This window comes from Marinobacter zhejiangensis, from assembly GCF_900114775.1.
Taxonomy (GTDB): domain Bacteria; phylum Pseudomonadota; class Gammaproteobacteria; order Pseudomonadales; family Oleiphilaceae; genus Marinobacter; species Marinobacter zhejiangensis.
On the sequence record NZ_FOUE01000001.1, the window covers coordinates 214,186 to 232,264 of the forward strand.

Annotated in this window: 20 protein-coding genes; 11 read left to right on the top strand and 9 right to left on the bottom strand. The window is 60.4% G+C overall.

What is annotated here, in order from left to right:
• Window positions 1–265: 265 nt before the first annotated feature.
• The 3 genes from BMZ67_RS00930 to BMZ67_RS00940 are packed head-to-tail and all read left to right on the top strand — an operon-like array spanning window position 266 to window position 2,738.
• A complete protein-coding gene (locus BMZ67_RS00930; protein WP_092020046.1) occupies window positions 266–1,294 on the top strand; it encodes an aminoglycoside phosphotransferase family protein in 1,029 nt (342 codons plus the stop codon).
• Window positions 1,291–1,986, top strand: a complete 696-nt coding sequence (murU, locus tag BMZ67_RS00935) for an N-acetylmuramate alpha-1-phosphate uridylyltransferase MurU (RefSeq protein WP_092020047.1) — start codon at window positions 1,291–1,293, stop codon at window positions 1,984–1,986. Before BMZ67_RS00930 ends, murU begins: the two co-directional genes overlap by 4 nt.
• Complete coding sequence (locus BMZ67_RS00940) at window positions 1,983–2,738, top strand: molecular chaperone DjiA (RefSeq protein WP_092020048.1); 756 nt, start codon at window positions 1,983–1,985, stop codon at window positions 2,736–2,738. The genes murU and BMZ67_RS00940 overlap by 4 nt, the downstream gene beginning before the upstream one ends.
• Here BMZ67_RS00940 and BMZ67_RS00945 read toward each other — a convergent pair.
• Window positions 2,735–3,649: a DUF3530 family protein gene (locus BMZ67_RS00945; RefSeq protein ID WP_175481808.1), complete on the bottom strand. Its 915-nt coding sequence runs from the start codon at window positions 3,647–3,649 to the stop codon at window positions 2,735–2,737. The two genes, BMZ67_RS00940 and BMZ67_RS00945, sit on opposite strands and share 4 nt — an antisense overlap.
• Before the next feature lie 165 nt (window positions 3,650–3,814).
• On the opposite strand from BMZ67_RS00945, the gene rpe reads away from it, so the two are divergent.
• The 6 genes from rpe (at window position 3,815) to trpC (ending at window position 9,419) form a co-directional block, all read left to right on the top strand.
• A complete protein-coding gene (rpe, locus tag BMZ67_RS00950) occupies window positions 3,815–4,489 on the top strand; it encodes a ribulose-phosphate 3-epimerase (protein ID WP_092020050.1) in 675 nt (224 codons plus the stop codon).
• Between the two features lie 11 nt (window positions 4,490–4,500).
• Complete coding sequence (locus BMZ67_RS00955; protein ID WP_092020051.1) at window positions 4,501–5,190, top strand: phosphoglycolate phosphatase; 690 nt, start codon at window positions 4,501–4,503, stop codon at window positions 5,188–5,190.
• A 245-nt stretch (window positions 5,191–5,435) separates the two neighbouring features.
• Window positions 5,436–6,923, top strand: coding sequence for an anthranilate synthase component I (gene trpE, locus BMZ67_RS00960; RefSeq protein WP_092020052.1), 1,488 nt, complete (start codon window positions 5,436–5,438; stop codon window positions 6,921–6,923).
• Window positions 6,924–6,934: 11 nt separating this feature from the next.
• Entirely contained in the window at window positions 6,935–7,513 is a 579-nt protein-coding gene (locus tag BMZ67_RS00965) for an aminodeoxychorismate/anthranilate synthase component II (RefSeq protein WP_092020053.1), read from the top strand.
• A gap of 52 nt (window positions 7,514–7,565) precedes the next feature.
• A complete protein-coding gene (gene trpD, locus BMZ67_RS00970) occupies window positions 7,566–8,597 on the top strand; it encodes an anthranilate phosphoribosyltransferase (protein ID WP_092020054.1) in 1,032 nt (343 codons plus the stop codon).
• Between the two features lie 9 nt (window positions 8,598–8,606).
• Window positions 8,607–9,419 (top strand): indole-3-glycerol phosphate synthase TrpC, encoded by an 813-nt coding sequence (trpC, locus tag BMZ67_RS00975; protein WP_092020055.1) that lies wholly within the window; start codon window positions 8,607–8,609, stop codon window positions 9,417–9,419.
• A 76-nt stretch (window positions 9,420–9,495) separates the two neighbouring features.
• On the opposite strand, the gene BMZ67_RS00980 is transcribed toward trpC, so the two are convergent.
• From BMZ67_RS00980 to BMZ67_RS01005, 6 genes are all read right to left on the bottom strand, one after another.
• On the bottom strand, window positions 9,496–10,071 hold the full coding sequence (locus BMZ67_RS00980; protein ID WP_245749832.1) for a Tll0287-like domain-containing protein: 576 nt from the start codon (window positions 10,069–10,071) through the stop codon (window positions 9,496–9,498).
• 87 nt (window positions 10,072–10,158) lie between these two features.
• Window positions 10,159–10,824 carry a glutathione S-transferase family protein gene (locus tag BMZ67_RS00985; RefSeq protein ID WP_092020056.1) on the bottom strand — a complete coding sequence of 222 codons (666 nt, stop codon included), beginning with the start codon at window positions 10,822–10,824 and terminating at the stop codon, window positions 10,159–10,161.
• A gap of 27 nt (window positions 10,825–10,851) precedes the next feature.
• A complete protein-coding gene (locus BMZ67_RS00990; RefSeq protein WP_092020057.1) occupies window positions 10,852–11,469 on the bottom strand; it encodes a glutathione S-transferase family protein in 618 nt (205 codons plus the stop codon).
• Window positions 11,470–11,539: 70 nt separating this feature from the next.
• A complete protein-coding gene (locus BMZ67_RS00995; protein WP_092020058.1) occupies window positions 11,540–12,277 on the bottom strand; it encodes an alpha/beta fold hydrolase in 738 nt (245 codons plus the stop codon).
• Between the two features lies 1 nt (window position 12,278).
• The gene (locus BMZ67_RS01000; RefSeq protein WP_092020059.1) at window positions 12,279–13,379 is read right to left on the bottom strand and encodes a M14 family zinc carboxypeptidase; all 1,101 of its coding nucleotides are present in this window, start codon (window positions 13,377–13,379) and stop codon (window positions 12,279–12,281) included.
• Window positions 13,380–13,495: 116 nt separating this feature from the next.
• Window positions 13,496–14,461: an META domain-containing protein gene (locus tag BMZ67_RS01005; RefSeq protein ID WP_175481809.1), complete on the bottom strand. Its 966-nt coding sequence runs from the start codon at window positions 14,459–14,461 to the stop codon at window positions 13,496–13,498.
• Between the two features lie 109 nt (window positions 14,462–14,570).
• Between BMZ67_RS01005 and BMZ67_RS01010 the strand changes: the two genes are divergently transcribed.
• The gene (locus tag BMZ67_RS01010) at window positions 14,571–15,311 is read left to right on the top strand and encodes a glutathione S-transferase family protein (protein WP_092020061.1); all 741 of its coding nucleotides are present in this window, start codon (window positions 14,571–14,573) and stop codon (window positions 15,309–15,311) included.
• Between the two features lie 15 nt (window positions 15,312–15,326).
• Here BMZ67_RS01010 and BMZ67_RS01015 read toward each other — a convergent pair whose 3' ends face one another.
• Together BMZ67_RS01015 and BMZ67_RS01020 are read right to left on the bottom strand one after the other, a co-directional pair.
• A complete protein-coding gene (locus BMZ67_RS01015) occupies window positions 15,327–15,782 on the bottom strand; it encodes a YbaY family lipoprotein (protein ID WP_139214311.1) in 456 nt (151 codons plus the stop codon).
• A 71-nt stretch (window positions 15,783–15,853) separates the two neighbouring features.
• A complete protein-coding gene (locus BMZ67_RS01020) occupies window positions 15,854–16,870 on the bottom strand; it encodes a helix-turn-helix domain-containing protein (RefSeq protein ID WP_092020063.1) in 1,017 nt (338 codons plus the stop codon).
• Between the two features lie 140 nt (window positions 16,871–17,010).
• On the opposite strand from BMZ67_RS01020, the gene BMZ67_RS01025 reads away from it, so the two are divergent.
• Window positions 17,011–17,982 carry a sterol desaturase family protein gene (locus tag BMZ67_RS01025; protein WP_092020064.1) on the top strand — a complete coding sequence of 324 codons (972 nt, stop codon included), beginning with the start codon at window positions 17,011–17,013 and terminating at the stop codon, window positions 17,980–17,982.
• Window positions 17,983–18,079: the final 97 nt, after the last annotated feature.

Consider the following 18,079-nt stretch of genomic DNA (forward strand, 5'->3'; position numbering starts at 1 on the left):
ACGCCACCCGGGACTTCACGTCGTTCGCCGGCACAGGGCGAAAGCGTCGAAACTGGCTGGGTGGAACTGGCACGGTAGCAGTGATCCTGTCCTGAGTGGGTGACAAATGGAAACCTGCAATCCGGGCTTCCCTGGGTAGCCGCCTAGTTTACACGCACCATTCCACCTTGTTAACGGAAACCGTTTTACCCTCACCACTGCCTTCTGCTAACTTTCCTGTTTTACCCTCTTTAACCCCGACTCATCAGGATCACAACCGGTATCCATGGACACCCGACTCGCACAGCTGACTGATTGGGTCAGGCAAATTCCCGGCCTGGAGCAGGCCACACCCGAACCCGTTTCCGGCGACGCCAGCTTCCGGCGCTATTTCCGCGTTGCGGATCACAACGCCACCTTCATTGTGATGGATGCACCTCCGGAACATGAGGACTGCCGCCCCTTCGTTGCCATCGCCACACACTGGCATGATCATGGTGTGGCGGTACCCGCGGTTGTGCGGCAAGACCTGGATCAGGGCTTCCTGCTGCTGGAGGATTTTGGCGACCAGCTGCTGCTGGGCCAACTCAACGAAGAAAATGCCGACCGCATATACCAGGGCGCGATGGCAGAACTACTGCGCATCCAGCAACTGCCGGCCAACCCGGACTTCCCACTTCCACCGTACAACACCGAGCTGCTGAACCGGGAGATGGCCCTGTTCCCGGACTGGTTGCTGACGCAACAGCTGGGGTTGACGCTGAGCGATGCCGAACACTGCCTGCTTGATACTGTTTTTACTTTCCTGCGGGAAAGCGCACTGGCACAACCCGATGTTGTCGTCCACCGCGATTACCACTCCCGTAACCTGCTGGCACGCCCTGCAACCGCCATCCCTGGCGTCATAGACTTTCAGGACGCCGTCCAGGGCCCCATTACCTATGACCTGGTGTCACTACTGAAAGACTGTTACGTACGCTGGCCCGACGATGCGGTGGAGCGCTGGGTTGAGCACTACCGCACCCTCAGCCTGGATGCGGGCCTGCATCATGCGGATGCGGCTACGTTCCGTCAGTGGTTCGAGCTGATGGGCATGCAGCGGCACCTCAAGGCCGCGGGCATCTTTGCCCGCCTCGCCATTCGGGACGGCAAAACTGGCTACCTCGGCGATATTCCACGTACTGTGCAGTACCTGGTGGACGCAAGTGCACGCCACGGCGCCCTGCGCCACTTCCATGAGTGGCTGGAGAGCACCGTGATGCCCGCCATCAACGCCCAGCTGGTATCGCCGCTGCAGGAGAAAGCGGGCCAGTGAAAGCGATGATTCTCGCCGCCGGCAAGGGGGAGCGTATGCGTCCCCTGACTCTGACCACGCCAAAGCCGCTACTCCAGGCCGGGGGCAAACCCCTCATCGGCTACCATTTGCAGCGCCTGCACGATGCCGGGCTTCAGGACATTGTCATCAACCATGCCTGGCTCGGTGACAAGATTGAGCAGGCGCTGGCAGACGGCAGTGACTACCACGTCCGCATCCGCTACTCGCGGGAGCAGGAACCGCTGGAAACCGCCGGGGGCATTCGTCAGGCGTTGCCGCTTTTGACAGACGGAGGCGACGATTGGTTCGTGGTCATCAACGGCGATATCTGGTGCGACTTTGATGTGTGCCAACTGACTCCGCCGACCGACAGCGACACCCGCGCCGTGCTGGTGCTGACCGACAACCCCGACCACAACCCGAACGGGGATTTCCACCTCGATGCCGCGGGGCAGGTCCATAGCGAGGGCGCCGGCAAACTGACCTTCGCCGGCATCAGCCTGCTGCACCGGTCGTTGTTTGAAACTCTGGAGCCGGGATTCCACCCGCTGGCACCGCTGCTGCGCCAGGCCATGAGCAATCATCAGGTCCGCGGTCTTCACCACCAGGGCCAGTGGCTGGACATTGGCACCCCGGAGCGCCTCGCCGCCCTCGACCAGCACCTTCGCCAACGCCAGGCGCTGCAACCATGACCCACGAACGGTATGTGCAACCGCTGCCGCCACGACTGGATGCCGCCCTTGGCAACGTGCTGGACACCCTGGCCGACTGCAACCACCAGGCCGACGAGCTCATTACCCGAACCGGCCTGCCAAGCTGGGGCCGGCCCAGCCTGTTTTTCTTTCTTGGTTACATCGCCAAGGCGGACGGACGGGTCACCGAAATGGACATTGCCTTTGCCGAGGCCCTGATCAAGGCTCTGTCGCTGTCACCACGACAGCGACGACGGGCCATCGGGCAGTTCCAGAAGGGGAAACAGGCACAGGCCCTGCCGGCCATGAAAGCACTGCGCTTACGACTCAGCCAACGCTGGTCACCGACCCCGGCGCTGATCGTCTCCACCTGCCTTTGTCATGCCGCCCAGCTCCACGGCAAACCGGCCAAGCCACGACGCCACCGCTGCGAAGACGCCGTGGATTACTTGGGGTTGGATATCCGCGTGGTTGAAGAGGTTCTGGACAGCTACGCCTGCAAGGCCTGGCCCTTCCAGCCAGAGTTTCTTCCCGAACCCAGCACTTACGAAGAAGCCTGTAAGGTTCTGGGCATTACCCGCCGTGATTCGCTGAAAGCCATCAAACAGACCTATCGCAAACGGGTCGCCACCTGCCACCCGGACAAACTGCCCAGAAACATCAGCGCCAGCGAACTTGCCAAGGCAAAAGAACGGCTGCTGCGATACCAACAGTCCTGGGACATCGTACGCAAGCGCCGCCAAACGGACTAGGGCGCGTCAGTGCCATCGCCTGTCAACGCCAGCCAACCCAACAGACGATTGACCACCGCCGGCGCGTCACGGACAGACACCGGTTCACTCATGACCAGCCGCTGCTGCCGGTAGCCGCTCAGACCATGGCGCAGGAACACCGCCGCCCGATCCCGGTAGCCCGGGCTGGTAACCAGAGGATTGGCCAGGTCCAGGATTAACCAGTCCTCGAGGCCATCAAGGCTGGCCGGCCAGGCCTCAGCCTCAGCGGCCGGAAATCGCGGAGCAATCCACACCAGTTCACCAGGCTCGCCTGTGTTACCCATCGCCGCTTCCATCACCGGCAGGGCGGCCAACCCGACACCCACAAACACAATGCGCTGATAGCCCCGGCGGCTCAACTCCGCTTCCCCTGCCGCCAATATCGAACGGACCCGTTCCCGGTGAGCCACGTGATGAGTGGCCGCCGCCGGTTCAGACATCACATCAATCATCACCGACGCTGGGTCAGCCGCACCGTCCGCGGCAGCGCCGCCCGCAGCACTTTCGTCCACCAGAGAGGGTTGCGGCAGCCCAACCACCAAGGTTGCCCAGCCATGCTCGGCCAGCCGTGACGGCATCGCCCCCGGCAATCCGCTGGCGACCGGCTGCCCCTGATCCCCCATAAGCAGCACAGCACCACGGGCAACGGCCTGACGCTCCGGTTCCAGCAGCGCCAGCTCACTATCACTGCCTTCTACTTCCAGCCATACCGCCCGCTCCGGAAACCGGCGCGCCAGGTCACGGTCCCCCAGGCCTGTGGAGGTCGCCAGCCGCGTTACCTCCGCCGCTGGCTCGGCACCCGCTGATGGTTCCCCGGCGGGTTCCTCAGCAACCGCCACATTCATCCAGCACAGCAACACCCAGAACAGCCCGCCGGCCATTCCGCTCATACCTGCTGCTCCCTTCATTCTTCCGCCTGCCACATGCCCCACCAATCTTTGACCAATACTGCAAATGCCCAACAACAACCTGTTAGACTAGCACCTTCGCAGCGAGCCCTACGATTCCGGCCCGGCCTGCGAACGACTTAACTGCGCACATTGAAGAGAGCCGCCATGAACCCGTTCCAGATCGCCCCGTCCATTCTGTCTGCCGATTTTGCCCGACTGGGGGAAGAAGTCGACAATGTCCTCGCCGCTGGCGCCGATATCGTTCACTTTGACGTGATGGACAATCACTACGTGCCCAACCTGACCATCGGGCCGATGGTCTGCGAAGCTCTGCGCAAACACGGTGTAACCGCGCCCATTGATGCCCACCTGATGGTGAGCCCGGTGGACGACCTGATCCGCATGTTCATTGATGCTGGCGCCACCTACATCACCTTCCACCCGGAGGCCTCCCAGCATATCGACCGCTCGCTGCAACTGATCCGTGATGGCGGTTGCAAGGCCGGCCTGGTGTTCAACCCAGCCACCCCATTGCACTACCTGGACCACGTGATGGACCGGCTCGACATGATCCTGCTGATGTCGGTGAACCCAGGCTTTGGCGGCCAGAAGTTCATCCCCGGAACCCTCGATAAGCTGCGCGAAACCCGCCAGCGGATTGATGCCAGCGGCCATAACATCCGGCTGGAAATTGACGGCGGCGTCAAGGTAGATAACATCCGTGAAATCGCCGAAGCTGGTGCTGACACCTTCGTGGCAGGCTCTGCCATCTTCAATACCGAAGACTACAAGGCCACCATCGACCAGATGCGTGCCGAGCTGGCCCAGGCAAAGCGGTAGACACAAACATCATGAAGCTGACTGAACTGTTTTCCGGCCAATGGCCGGGCACTATCCTGTTCGATCTGGACGGCACCCTGGTGGACAGTGCCCCGGATCTCGCCGTGGCCACCGACACCATGCTGCAGGCCCTGGGCAAAGCTTCCGCCGGGGAAGCACAGGTCAGAACCTGGGTCGGCAATGGCGCAGCGGTACTGGTACGCCGGGCGCTGGCCGGGCGCCATGATTACGAGGACGACGGCCAACACGATGAGACCGTGTTCGAGCGCGCCATGGCGTTGTTCCTTGAAGCCTACCACAGCGTCAACGGTCACCATGCCACCCTGTTCGAGGGCATCGAAACCTTTCTGCAGGCCGCGCACAGTCAGGGCTGTAAACTCGGGGTGGTCACCAACAAACCGGCGGCCTTTACCGACGACCTGCTGGAGCGCATGGGCTTAGCCCACTGGTTCGACATCACCGTCAGCGGCGACACCCTGCCGGTGAAAAAGCCCGCGCCGGAGCCCCTGTTCCACGCCCTGGATGCCCTCGGAGGGTGCCGGGAAGATGCCCTGATGGTTGGCGACTCCATCACCGACATTAGCGCGGCCAAAAACGCCGGCCTGCCGGTGGTCGCAGTTCGCTACGGCTACAACCACGGAGGCCCTGTGGACGGCCTGGGAGCCGAGATAGTGGTTGATTCGCTGACGGAGCTTTTGTAATCTCGTCGGCATCCTATCTATATCCGCCTGTTTTAGGGAGCAACCTGCAGTGCAGGGACTGAATTTGACTACCGCGCGCAGCGTTCTGACCTCGCGCGCAACACGATGGTGGCGATGGCGTACCGGCTGATCGCTCAGCTTTGCAGTGTCTGAACGCCCCGACGCGCACACTGCCTTCAGGATTCCTCCCGAATTTGAGGGATCAATACCCGATTTCGTGTTTCGTCAAATAACAGGATGACCCCATGACTCCCGAGCAGTTCGCAGCCCTCGCTGAGACCGGCTACAACCGTATTCCCGTTTCCCGTGAAGTCCTCGCCGACCTGGACACGCCGCTGAGCACATACCTCAAGCTGGCAAGCGGCCCCTACTCGTACCTGTTTGAATCCGTCCAGGGCGGAGAAAAGTGGGGGCGTTATTCCATCATTGGCCTGCCCAGCCGGGAAATCCTTAAAGTCTGCGACCACCGCATCACCATTACCCGTGACGGCAAGGTCATTGAAGACACCGAAAGCGACGACCCGCTGGCGTTTGTCGAATCCTACCAGCAGCGCTTCAACGCTCCGGACCTGGACGACCTGCCGCGATTCAACGGCGGCCTGGTCGGCTATTTCGGCTACGACACGGTGCGCTACATCGAGAAGCGCCTCCAAAAGACATGCCCGCCGGACAAGATCGGCACCCCGGACATTCTGCTGATGGTGTCTGACGAAGTGGTGGTGTTCGACAACCTGCGCGGCAAGCTGCACCTGATCGTCCATGTTAACCCCAGCGTCGCAGGCGCTTTCGATCAGGCTCAGGCACGTCTGGACGAACTGGAACTCCAGCTCCACCGCCAAACCGCCGACGCCCCTCGCACCCCCGAACACCTGAGCGGTACACCGGTGAGTGAGGATGATTTCATCTCCGGATTCACTCAGGAAAAATTTGAAGCGGCGGTCGATAAGATCAAGGAATACGTTCTGGATGGCGACGTCATGCAGACGGTGATCTCCCAGCGTATGTCGATCCCGTTCGAAGCGCCACCGCTGAACCTGTACCGGTCGTTGCGGGTACTGAACCCGTCGCCCTATATGTATTTCCTCGACCTGGATGACTTCCAGATCGTCGGTTCCTCGCCTGAAATCCTGGCCCGGGTTGAAGACCAGGAAGTCACCGTCCGGCCGATTGCCGGCACCCGCAAGCGCGGTGCCACCGATGCCGAGGACCGGGCTCTGGAAGCGGAACTGCTGGCCGATCCCAAGGAAATCGCGGAACACCTGATGCTGATCGACCTGGGCCGCAACGACGCCGGCCGGGTATCGGAAACCGGCACGGTGAAACTGACGGACAAGATGATCGTGGAACGCTACTCCCACGTCATGCACATTGTGTCGAACGTGACCGGCCGCCTGAAAGACGGCATGTCCTGCCTCGACGTGCTGAGGGCTACCCTGCCCGCAGGCACTCTCAGTGGCGCCCCCAAGATCCGCGCCATGGAAATCATCGATGAACTGGAACCTGTCAAACGCGGCATATACGGCGGCGCGGTGGGTTATCTGTCGTGGAACGGCAACATGGATACCGCCATTGCCATCCGTACCGCGGTGATCCAGGACAACACCCTGCACATCCAGGCCGGCGCCGGCGTGGTGGCGGACTCCATTCCACGGCTGGAGTGGAAGGAAACCATGAACAAGGGCCGGGCGATTTTCCGCGCCGTTGCCATGACCCTGAACGATTTTGACCACTGAGGAGCCGTGCCATGCTACTGATGATCGATAACTACGACTCCTTCACCTACAACGTGGTTCAGTACCTGGCCGAGCTGGGTGCCGACGTTCAGGTGCACCGTAACGACGAAATCACCATCGAACAAATTGAAGCCCTGAAGCCGGAGCGGCTGGTCGTGTCACCAGGCCCCTGCACTCCGAACGAAGCGGGCATTTCCATGGCGGCCATCCGCCACTTTGCCGGCAAGCTGCCGATTTTGGGCATCTGCCTGGGCCACCAGTCCATTGGCCAGGTGTTCGGTGGCGACATCATCCGTGCCGGACAGGTCATGCACGGCAAAGTGTCTCCGGTGTATCACAAGGATCAGGGCGTATTCCGTGGGCTCAACAACCCGCTACAGGCCACCCGTTACCACAGCCTGGTGATCGACAAGAACACCTTGCCGGATTGCCTCGAAGTGACCGCCTGGACTCGCAACGACGACGGTTCGGTGGAAGAAATCATGGGCGTTCGCCATAAGACCCTGCCCATTGAGGGCGTACAGTTCCACCCCGAGTCGATCATGACCGAGCAGGGCCATGAGCTGTTACGGAACTTTTTGCGGAGTTGATTGCTAAGCTCTCTAAAGGCACCGACACGAACCGACCAGAAGAGGCCACCGAATGGATATCAAAGAAGCGCTCAACCGAATTGCCGCCAACCTCGACCTCAGCCGCGAAGAAATGAAGGATGTGATGCGCATCGTCATGAATGGCGAGGCCACCGACGCCCAGATCGGGGCCCTGCTGATGGGCCTGCGCATCAAGAGCGAAACCATCGAGGAAATCACCGGGGCCACCGAAGTGATGCGTGAGCTGGCCACGCCAGTCGCCATCAGCGCCGAGCCGCTGGTCGATATTGTCGGTACCGGTGGAGATGGTGCCAACCTGTTCAACGTTTCTTCCGCCGCCACGTTTGTGGTGGCTGCCGCAGGTGGCTATGTTGCCAAGCACGGCAACCGCGCCGTGTCCTCCAAGAGTGGCAGTGCCGACCTGCTGGAAAAGGCCGGCGTCAACCTCAACCTCAGCCCGGAACAGGTAGCCCGCTGCGTCGAACAGATCGGCGTTGGCTTTATGTTCGCCCCTGCCCACCACGGCGCCATGAAACACGCCATCGGCCCACGCCGGGAATTGGGCATGCGCACGGTGTTCAACATCCTTGGCCCGATGACCAACCCGGCAGGCGTCAAGCGTCAGCTGATCGGCGTGTTCACCCGGGAGCTGTGCCGTCCGATGGCCGAAGTGCTGAAGAACCTGGGCAGTGAGCACATCCTGGTGGTGCACTCCAAGGATGGCCTTGATGAGATCAGCCTGGCCAGCGAAACCTACGTTGCCGAACTCAAAAACGGCGAGATCAGTGAGTACACCATCCGCCCCGAAGACCTTGGCATCCCGAGCCAGACCCTGACCGGCCTCGACGTCACCACAGCAGAAGACTCGTTGACGCTGATCCGCGCCGCCTTTGGCCGCGGCCACGACGACATCGCTGAAAAGGCCCGTGATATGATCGCCCTCAACGCCGGCGCCGCCATCTACGTCGCCGGGCTGGCCGACACCATGAAGCACGGTGTTGATATGGCCCTGGATGCGATTGGCAGTGGCCTGGCAGCCGGAAAACTGTCTGAACTGGCCGACTTTTCACACTGTTACGACTGAAGACTGACAATGAGCAACCGACACAACGACCGCACCCCGACCATCCTGCGCAAGATTGTTGAGCGCAAATGGCAGGAGATCGACGAACGCAAGCCCAAGGCGCCTCTGGCGGACCTCAAGGCCCGTGCCGTCGACCAGCCAGCTGCCCGAGGCTTTGCGGCAGCCATGCGGTCACGCATTGAAGCCCGGCAAGCGGCGGTGATCGCCGAGATCAAGAAGGCCTCCCCCAGCAAGGGTATCCTGCGGGACCCCTTCAACCCACCCGCCATTGCCGAAAGCTATGCCAAGGCCGGAGCGGCTTGTCTGTCAGTGCTCACTGACCGGGACTTCTTTCAGGGCCACGAAGACTATCTGGTGGCCGCGCGTAACGCCTGTGACCTGCCAGTGATCCGCAAGGATTTCATGGTGGCGCCCTACCAGGTGTATGAAAGCCGTGCACTGGGGGCTGACTGCATCCTGCTGATTGCCGCGTGCCTGACCAAGGATCAGATGCAGGAATTGGAGGGCATCGCCCACGAAATCGGGCTTGATGTGCTGGTGGAAGTGCATGACGGTGAGGAGATGGACGACGCCCTGACCCTGACGACACCACTGGTCGGCATCAACAACCGCAACCTGCACACCTTTGACGTGTCCCTGAACACCACCTTCGACCTTCACGGCCGAATTCCCAGTGACCGCATGGCCATTACCGAGAGTGGCATCCTGACCCGTGAAGACGTGACCGCGATGACGGAACGGGGCATTTACGGATTCCTGGTGGGCGAATCCTTTATGCGGGCACCAGATCCCGGCGCCAAGCTTGAGGAACTGTTTTTCTAAGGGTAAGCCCCAGCGAAAAACGACCAAAAAGAAACGCCAGGCATCACGCCTGGCGTTTTTGTTTCTGGAGGGTCCGTTACTGCCCGACCACCGGCCAATAACGCACGACAAAGGCCCCCCGCAAGTCGCCAAGCCCAAATCCCGTGGCCTGGTCGTCCGGATACAGCTCAGCCAGTGACTGCTGCACATCGTCAGACAGCGACTGACCATGGCACTTCAGGCACACCTCACCGGTTGGGATTGCCTGCATATACTCAAACATGGGCTGGCCTTCCCGCTCAGTCATTCGCCAGACCGAGGCGGGGCGGCCATCCTGCATGGGTGCAGCCACCATTTGCTCAAGCTGCTCAGTCTGCCAGGCATCTGCCACATTGCCAGGATTGCGCACCCGTAATGCGGTTCGGCCGATACTCCAGCCTTCGACGCTGTGCTGATCGGCCAGGGCCGGAGCCGCGCTTTTGCAGACTTCTATGCCCTGGGTGAGCCCGCCAGCCTGGATGGCCCCTTTCAGAGTGGCCTGAAGGTCTGAGGCGAAGCCGCTGGCGCGGCTGCGGGCCTCCGCCACCAGCTCCGCTTCGCCCGCTGCAGCCGCATCGGCCGCCAACATTGTCAAGCCAGCCGTCACCGCAAGCCAAGTTTGCCGAGTCATCATAACCACCCCCAATAATCACAAAAAAATATAAGCTTATTCTATTAGCTTATATTGCATCACTTTGCAAATCTGGAGGCTTGACGCCGGTCAGCTGGTGACCATTTTCTGTGCCGCCTTGATGAACTCCTCGGCTTCACCTGGCCGCGGTGGTTTTTTTACGCCAACCTGACAGCCGGGCCGTTCCGCCAGCTCGTCCAGCCAGCGCCGGAGGTGCTCCAGACCCTCCACCGACACGCCTGACCAGGTATGCGTACGCACCCAGCACCAGTTGGCGAAATCAGCAATGGTAAGCTCGTCGCCCGCCAGATACCGCGACTCACCCAGACGGAGATTGAGCACCTCAAACAGCCGTCGGCATTCGTGCTGGTAACGATCGATCGCTGGCTGAATCTTTTCCGGGAAATAGCGATAGAACACATTGGCCTGCCCCATCATCGGGCCAATCCCGCCCATCTGGAACATCAGCCATTGCAGCGCCTGCGAGCGCCCCTTCGGGTCTTCCGGCAGAAAGCGTCCGTACTTTTCAGCCAGATAAATCATGATGGCGCCAGACTCAAACACGACAAAGTCATCGTTATCGCGATCGACAATGACCGGGATACGACCGTTCGGGTTCAACGCGAGGAACTCCGGGGTTTTCTGCTCCGCAGCCGACAGGTTGACCGGAATCAGGTTGTAGTCCACACCGAGCTCTTCAAGCATTACGGTAATTTTGTGGCCATTGGGGGTTGGCGCTGTGTACAGGTCAATCATGGTAAAACTCCACTCTCTGCTTCCCAATTAGACCGACGCGGATGGGCGGGCCTTGATACGTTCAAACCAGGCCTGAAGGTGGGTCTGCTCGGGTTTGATGGAAATGCGGTTCACCCGGTTGAAGGCAACGGTGGTAAAGGCGTTGATATCCGCAGCGGTAAGGCTGTCGCCATAGATGTAGTCACGGCCTTCCAGGTGCTTGTTGAGGAAATCGAGAAACTTCTCCACCAGGGTTCGGCACTCTTCTCCCCATTCAGCAATGGGATTCATGCGATCTTTGAAGTAGCCACTGGTGTGCTGGAAGCACATGCCGGTGGGCATAAAGAAATAGAAATCGATCCAGCGCAGCCACTGTTCAATCTCGGCTTTTTCCAGCGGCGTACGACCAAGGAGCGGTGGTGTTTCGGGATGGGCCTCTTCGGCATAGCGGCAGATCGCCATGGTTTCTGCCAGGTAGGTACCATCATCAAGTTCGGCCACCGGTACCTTTTTCATCGGGTTCATCGCGGTGAACTCCGGGGTCAGGTTGGCGCCTTTCTCGATATCCACCTCCACGAACTCCACCTGCTCTAGCAGGCCTTTCTCAGCCAGAAACATCCGAACGCGGCGGGGATTGGGGGCCGTTTTGGTTTCGTAAATTTTCATACCAGGCAGTCTCCTTTTTGGATTCATGCACCAGAGACTGCCTATAAAAAAGAGTTGCGTCAAGCAACCATTATTCGCCATCCAGATAACTGCGCAGTTGCCGGATGATCCACGCGGTATCATCCAGCGGCAGGTCATGCCCCGCATCGGGGTGCCGCTTCAGGGTCCACTGCCAGCGGGATTCCAGCGCCTGACTGCATCGCCAGTCCACCAGGCGGTCACCGGCACTGGTCAGCAACAGGGCATTGGTGAGTGGGCGCTTACTGCCTGGCCGGAACCTGGCTGCCGCAGCGATCTGGCGCAAGGCATTGGTTGCCGTCACCGGTCGCTGGCGCTGGATACTGTACCACTGCTTGGCGACCGTCTGACTGATCGGCAGGTTGGACGACAGCGACAGGATGTCCCGCTCGCGGCGGAACAGGTCCCGGCGACCGGCGATACGCAGCAACCTGGGCCAGGCGCCCGGTTTCATTCGCTGCCAGGGTGGGCTGAAACCGGAGCTGGTATTGATCAGGACCAGCTGCTGGATTTCACCTTCCAGTACATGCTGCGCCCAATCAAGGGCCACCATCCCGCCGAGGGACAACGCCAGCACGCTATAGGGTTTGGGAATATGCGCCACCTGGGCCTGCACGTGGCGACGGATGTCGGCGATGGTGGTTGGGCTGGCTTCCTTGAAATGAACGCCCGTTCCCGGCAAGTCCACCGGGAAAAACTGGTGGTCGGGAAAAGCCTCCCGAATCTGTGGCAGGAACGAGCCCCAATGGGCCTGTTCCCGCGCCAACCCTCTCAGCAAAATCCATCTCATATCAGCCGTGTTCCCGATACCAATGCATGATTGCCGCTTCCCTGAGCATGCTCTCCTCTTCCCTCACTGGCAACCAGCCATCGTAGCTGGCCGCGGCATTGACCAGGAAGTCTATGAACGGCAGGTGACTCCGCAGCACTCGCTGATGGCGATGGGGTACCAGGGGGTTGAACAATCCATCCAGTCGCAGCAGCTGGCGGGGGCGCTTGCGCACCCAACGCCAGGAGCCCATCTCCAGGGTCAGGGGAATAAAGGCGCCCTCCCCGGTACGGTTCACCTGCTTGTAGAAGTGGTCCCACAAGTCGCCGTGGGTCAGGTAGTGGCGGGACTGGGGCTCAAAACGATAGTTGTGATTGGGGTAGGCCTGCTCCCAGATCAGCTTCAACGCCATCACTGAGGCAATTCGTCGCATTGGACGGCGGCGGTAGGCGTAGGGGAACCAGATCTGATCCTCCCAGCCAAAGCCCGAGTGACAGTCCAATGCCAGACTGAACGGGCGCCCGACCATCAACTCGTCGATCACTGAAGCCAGCGCCCGGTTCTCCCGTTCCATACCCTGCTCAGGATCGCCGGTGTACCAGGGCAACCGGGGCGACAGCCGCTGCCCCCCCAGCAGGAAGGCACTGCGGTCCTGCGCGGTAATGGGCGCATTACGCATCAGGTCCACGCCGTTCGGATTGCTGCGCTGGTTGAGGTACATACCGCCCGGGTTAAGGATGGGCAGTACGGTGATGTGCACCTTGTCGAGCAACTCCTGCAGGTGCCGGTCCCAGCGCAGCCGCGCCAGCAGGTTCTGCAGCCAGGCCAGCACTACCTGGGTTCCGATCCGTTCCAGCCCGTGAACGCCGCCCACCAGCAGGAAGGCCGGCACATCAGGTGATTTGCTGCCGATGTCGGCGCGGTAGATTGGCACGGTCACGTCCTTCAACGCCACTCGCTCCAATACCTGAGTCGAGACCCACTCTGGTGCTTCCGCCAGGATCCGCTCAGTCTTGATCAACTCAGGAAGGAAGGTTCTCAGCAAGCGACGCTGACGGCTGTCCCGGGTCGCCTGTTCGGTCGGAATGGCAGCGTGAGGGGTCAAGGCGCGCAGCTCAGTCATGGTGGGTCTCCAGAGAGGTAACGACCTTCCAACGTAACCGCGGTTTACTACAGTTTAGTGACCCGAACGCCATTGGCGCCCGGGTATGTACTCTGGTTTGGGTTTTGGGTTCTGCGTTATGGCTTCAGCGACTGGGCACCATAGGCTCGCAGCGTGCGGCCATCTCCGGTCTGCAGAATCAGCGCACCGGTACGGCTGATGTCAAAGCGCTGCACGTTGCCAAGCACCTCGAGGAATTTCCGTTCCTGGTTCATCAGCGCTGGCGCACACGCCATCATGGTGGTGGCGGCCTGGCCAAAGGTCAGCCCTTCGCCGGTCAGCTGGTAGCCCCCCATGAAGCTATTACAGGAGGCACGACCGGCCACTCGGTTCTCGGGCAGGAAATTGATCGTTACCCGGGAGCGGTCGATGATGCCGCCGTTATCTATATCCTCAACCACCCACTCCACACCCTGCAGCAACAGCGCGGGATCACCCGCACAGCCTGCCAGTTTCTCACCGTCAATCGACAGCCGCGCCTGGTGCGGGTAGGCCATACCGGACATGGAATCCCGGCACAGTTGGGGGGCGGTCTCGAGGATCACGGCTTGGCCATTGAGCGTGGCTTTCAGGGTCTGCCCGGTGACGTTGCTGCTTGCCACCTCATAACCTGCAGGTCCGACCTCGTCGGCCCCCATCCGTTTCAGGCTGAGCTGACCGCCATCAACAGCAACATGCCAGAACGGCTCATTTCCCCTGGCCGTGAATGGCTCCGCAATGGTGCCCTGGGGGACACACTGAGGCCAGCTCTGGTTGCCCACTGAAAGCATGGTGACATTACCCTTGTTCCACAGCTGGATCTCGGGGTCCTCGTCACCCTGGTATTTGGCACCGGATGCCGCCGGCACCTGTACCAGGGAATACTGCTCGTCCCCGACCGCCAGTGTTGCGCCATCACCGCGATAGTTCACGGTGATGTCTAGTTGGCCACACGCCAATGCGGCGGTTGCCGGCGCAGTTCCGCTCCCGCCCAGATAGGCACACCCCGATAGACCTGCCATCGTTGTCAGTGCAACGCCTGCGCACCATGCTGCTGTTTTCATGGACACTCTCCTTGCTTTAGGTTTTCCGCATTTTAGGCGGGTTTCCTTAACCCTTGGATGAAAAAACAGTAGGCTTGACGCCTTTGCTGACCCAACAAGGATGCCACCGATGGCCATCAAGCTCTACCAGTTCGCCATATCCCACTACTGCGAGAAAATTCGCTGGGCGCTCGACTTTAAGGGCCTGAACTACGAAACAATCAGTCTGTTGCCAGGCAGCCACATCAAGCAGATCAAAAGCCTGACCGGCAAAACCTCTGTTCCGGTACTGGTCCATGACGACCGGGTGATTCAGAATTCCGCCGATATCATTGATTATCTAGACAAGACCTTTGCCGACCGCCCGCTCACCCCTCTGGACCCTCAGACCCGGCAACTGGCCAGGGAATGGGAACGGCGTCTGGATACCGTGGCCGGCCCTGCCATACGCTGCTACTGCTACCACTACCTGTTGCAACGTCCGAAACAGGTGGTACCCATGCTGGCTGCGCAAACCCCGTTCTACAACCGCTACCTGCTGCGCCTGGGCTTTAGCCGGATTGAGGAAATCATGCGGAACTGGATGAAAATCAACGAGCGCACTGCGCAGAAAGCCCAACAGAGCATGGAAGACATACTCGCAGAGCTGGCAGCCGCTTACCAACGCTCGGAATTTCTGGTGGGGAACACATTCACGCGAGCAGACCTGACCGCTGCGGCACTGTTTGCGCCACTGTTCCAGCCCGAAGCCTACCCGGTACCGTGGCCTTCGGAGAATCGGCTGCCAAAGCCCATGCAGCAATGGCTGGAAAGCAACCAGGGACAACTTGCGCCCCTGGCTGACCTCTACACTCGTTACCGGCAGGGCTAAGCAGGCCGGACCGGCTCAGCTGCCGCTAACGCGGACCAGTACCAGGGAGCCCATTTCAGCACTGCCCTGCTGGGGATCGATACTGTGAGTTGTGTCGGTTGTCCACAGCAGGTTGCCCCGAACATCGCGGATGGTTGCCCGAACGCCATAACGGTGGTTGTCCTGCAGACGCGCCGGGTCAACATAGAGTGCGAACTTGATCGGCACCTGATGACGTCCAGCCTGAATCGTTTCTTCGGCGAGCCGCTCCGCTGGGCGGTCTGCAATGGAGATATCCTCCAGGGTCACCGTAACCACGCTTTTCGGAGGCAGCGGGATGCGCTCACGGTAGGTAACTGACCCGGTAATCCGGTAGGTTTCAGCAGTTGCAGACTCCCCCTTACCGCCGCTGTCCCCGCTTTGAAGACTGGCACAGCCGGCCAGCATCAGCACTCCCCATAGGACCACCACAAGCGTCTTTGCATATCTCACGATTCCAGGTTCCTCTCATTGGCAATGAATTGTTGGCAACAGCTGTTAGCAAGAAGCCCATTTCTTGTACCTTAGCGAGCCGGGGAACGCAACGGTCTCACCGACTGCCGAAAACGTCCGGGCGATGTTGCTGTCCAGCGCCGGAACGCACGGGTAAAGGCGCTCTGCTCGGAAAACCCCAGCAACAGCGCCACGTCCGAAAGGCTCAATGCCGGGTCCTGCAGGTACTGGCTGGCCAACTGTTCCCGGCTGCGGTCAAGCCACTGCTGCCAACTCAAGCCATGGCCGGCCAGACGCCGCTGCAAGGTCCGCGGCGACATGTGCATGGCCGCTGACGCCCGCGCCAGGGTTGGCTCCCCCTCCGCCAGTAATCTCAGCAGAACTTGCTGCAACTGACGGTCCATCGCCGAGTCCGATGGCAACGCCCGCACCAGTGCCTGGGCCTGGCGGTCAAGCAACACCCGCAAAGCCGGGTCACGGCTTAGCATCGGCTGGGTCAGATAGGAGACCGGGAAGCGCACTCGGACATGACTGTCGTGCCAACGCACCGGGCATTCAAAGAACTGTTCGTAGGCCATTGCAGCCCCCGGGGCCACACCCTCCATAAAACTGATTGAGGAGGGCGGCGGCGGGTTGTCCAGCTGACGACGCATGAACGTCACCAAAGCCGCGATCCCAACACCATCCGCACGCTGCCCCAGCTCATTGCCTTCCCGCGGCCAGCGGATTTCCACCTCGCTTCCCTCCACCGACACCTGAGCCAGGTTGACGCCGTAAAACAGGTTCTCATAGCGCTGATACGCCAGCATGGCTTCGCCCAAGGTATCGGAGGCCAGCGCCAGATAACCCAAGGCCCCCACGTGACCGGGCATCACACCCCTGCCGATGGCCAGTTCCGGGGCCAGGTGACCAGGCGCCAGTTCAACCGCCTGATCCAACAGGTTCCGCCATACTGGCACCGGCACCGTTTCCTCGCTGCTCCAGCGCTCTACCGCTACCCGTAGCGCTTTCGCTTCCAAGCCCTCGCGGTCCAGCCAGTCCATCAACAACCCGACCCAGGCACCGGTTACCCGTATTACTGCGGCCATGCGCATCCTCCGACAAATTTGACTTAAATAGTCAATTTCTTGACCTGATATGTCAATCCAAAGCCCGAAATTGGCGAGAAAATGTACACACTCCTGATATTCAGCACGACCACACACAACGACAATACGGGGAGCCCATAATGAGCATCACCGAGATGATGATGAACGTCCTTGAACAGAGCGGCCTGATGCCCCTGTGGCAGGCAGTTGCCCCTTGGCTGGCACTGGACGAACGGCAGCTCATCTTTGTCATCGCCACGCCAGTCTTCGTCGCCGTAGCGCTTTGGGAATACCGCAAGATTCGCAACAACCCGCAACTCATGGACACCCGCGAAGCCATACGCAACTTTGCCCTGGGTGCTGGCTACCAGATCACCGAGCTGCTGTTTGCCGGCCTCATCGCGTTCCCGGTGTTCGCCTTTGCCTATCAGCACCGCCTGTTCGACCTGGAGCTGAACGCGTTCACCGTGCTCCTCACCTTCTTCGGAGTGGAAATCTGTTTCTACTGGATGCACCGTTGCAGTCATCGCATGCGCTGGTTCTGGGCAGCCCATGTGGTCCACCACTCCTCTCAACGTATGAATTACTCGACAGCCATGCGCCAGAATGCGACCAACATTTTTAATGGCAACTGGTTGTTCTATGTGCCGCTGGCCCTGCTTGGCCTCAACCCCGTCTGGATCGGCGTCATCTTTGCGCTCTCCCTGGTGTATCAGTTTTTTATCCACACCACCCTGGTGGGTCGACTACCCAAATGGATCGAGCTGGTGTTCAACACCCCAAGTCACCACCGGGTACACCATGGCCGCAACCCGGGTTACATCGACCGTAACTACGGTGGCATCCTGATCATCTGGGACCGCCTCTTCGGCACTTTTATCGACGAAGATCTTCAGGATCCACCACAATATGGCATCACCACAGCGATCCCGAACAACCGGCTGATCACCCTGTGGACCCATGAATACGTCGACCTGTTCCGGGACATGGCACGCTCAGCAAACTGGCGCGAGCGCCTGCAGCGACTGTGGCAGCCACCGGAATGGCGACGGCCTGCGCCCCGGCAGGAAGACATGGCCGGAGACCGCTCCAGCCTGCCACGCCAGGGGTAAGCCAGGAAGAGCGAGTCCGAACGCCGGTTGGCCCAGTCACAGGAACTCCAACCGGTGTCTCAGACAACCGCAAGGTTTCAGCCTAAACTGGTGACAC

Excerpts from the sequence above, each read along its gene's own strand:
- BMZ67_RS00930 (WP_092020046.1), top strand. The coding sequence starts at position 266 with ATGGACACCCGACTCGCACAGCTGACTGATTGGGTCAGGCAAATTCCC.
- BMZ67_RS00940 (WP_092020048.1), top strand. The coding sequence starts at position 1,983 with ATGACCCACGAACGGTATGTGCAACCGCTGCCGCCACGACTGGATGCC.
- BMZ67_RS00945 (WP_175481808.1), bottom strand. The coding sequence starts at position 3,649 with ATGAGCGGAATGGCCGGCGGGCTGTTCTGGGTGTTGCTGTGCTGGATG.
- rpe (WP_092020050.1), top strand. The coding sequence starts at position 3,815 with ATGAACCCGTTCCAGATCGCCCCGTCCATTCTGTCTGCCGATTTTGCC.
- BMZ67_RS00955 (WP_092020051.1), top strand. The coding sequence starts at position 4,501 with ATGAAGCTGACTGAACTGTTTTCCGGCCAATGGCCGGGCACTATCCTG.
- trpE (WP_092020052.1), top strand. The coding sequence starts at position 5,436 with ATGACTCCCGAGCAGTTCGCAGCCCTCGCTGAGACCGGCTACAACCGT.
- BMZ67_RS00965 (WP_092020053.1), top strand. The coding sequence starts at position 6,935 with ATGCTACTGATGATCGATAACTACGACTCCTTCACCTACAACGTGGTT.
- trpD (WP_092020054.1), top strand. The coding sequence starts at position 7,566 with ATGGATATCAAAGAAGCGCTCAACCGAATTGCCGCCAACCTCGACCTC.
- trpC (WP_092020055.1), top strand. The coding sequence starts at position 8,607 with ATGAGCAACCGACACAACGACCGCACCCCGACCATCCTGCGCAAGATT.
- BMZ67_RS00980 (WP_245749832.1), bottom strand. The coding sequence starts at position 10,071 with ATGATGACTCGGCAAACTTGGCTTGCGGTGACGGCTGGCTTGACAATG.
- BMZ67_RS00985 (WP_092020056.1), bottom strand. The coding sequence starts at position 10,824 with ATGATTGACCTGTACACAGCGCCAACCCCCAATGGCCACAAAATTACC.
- BMZ67_RS00990 (WP_092020057.1), bottom strand. The coding sequence starts at position 11,469 with ATGAAAATTTACGAAACCAAAACGGCCCCCAATCCCCGCCGCGTTCGG.
- BMZ67_RS00995 (WP_092020058.1), bottom strand. The coding sequence starts at position 12,277 with ATGAGATGGATTTTGCTGAGAGGGTTGGCGCGGGAACAGGCCCATTGG.
- BMZ67_RS01000 (WP_092020059.1), bottom strand. The coding sequence starts at position 13,379 with ATGACTGAGCTGCGCGCCTTGACCCCTCACGCTGCCATTCCGACCGAA.
- BMZ67_RS01005 (WP_175481809.1), bottom strand. The coding sequence starts at position 14,461 with ATGAAAACAGCAGCATGGTGCGCAGGCGTTGCACTGACAACGATGGCA.
- BMZ67_RS01010 (WP_092020061.1), top strand. The coding sequence starts at position 14,571 with ATGGCCATCAAGCTCTACCAGTTCGCCATATCCCACTACTGCGAGAAA.
- BMZ67_RS01020 (WP_092020063.1), bottom strand. The coding sequence starts at position 16,870 with ATGGCCGCAGTAATACGGGTAACCGGTGCCTGGGTCGGGTTGTTGATG.
- BMZ67_RS01025 (WP_092020064.1), top strand. The coding sequence starts at position 17,011 with ATGAGCATCACCGAGATGATGATGAACGTCCTTGAACAGAGCGGCCTG.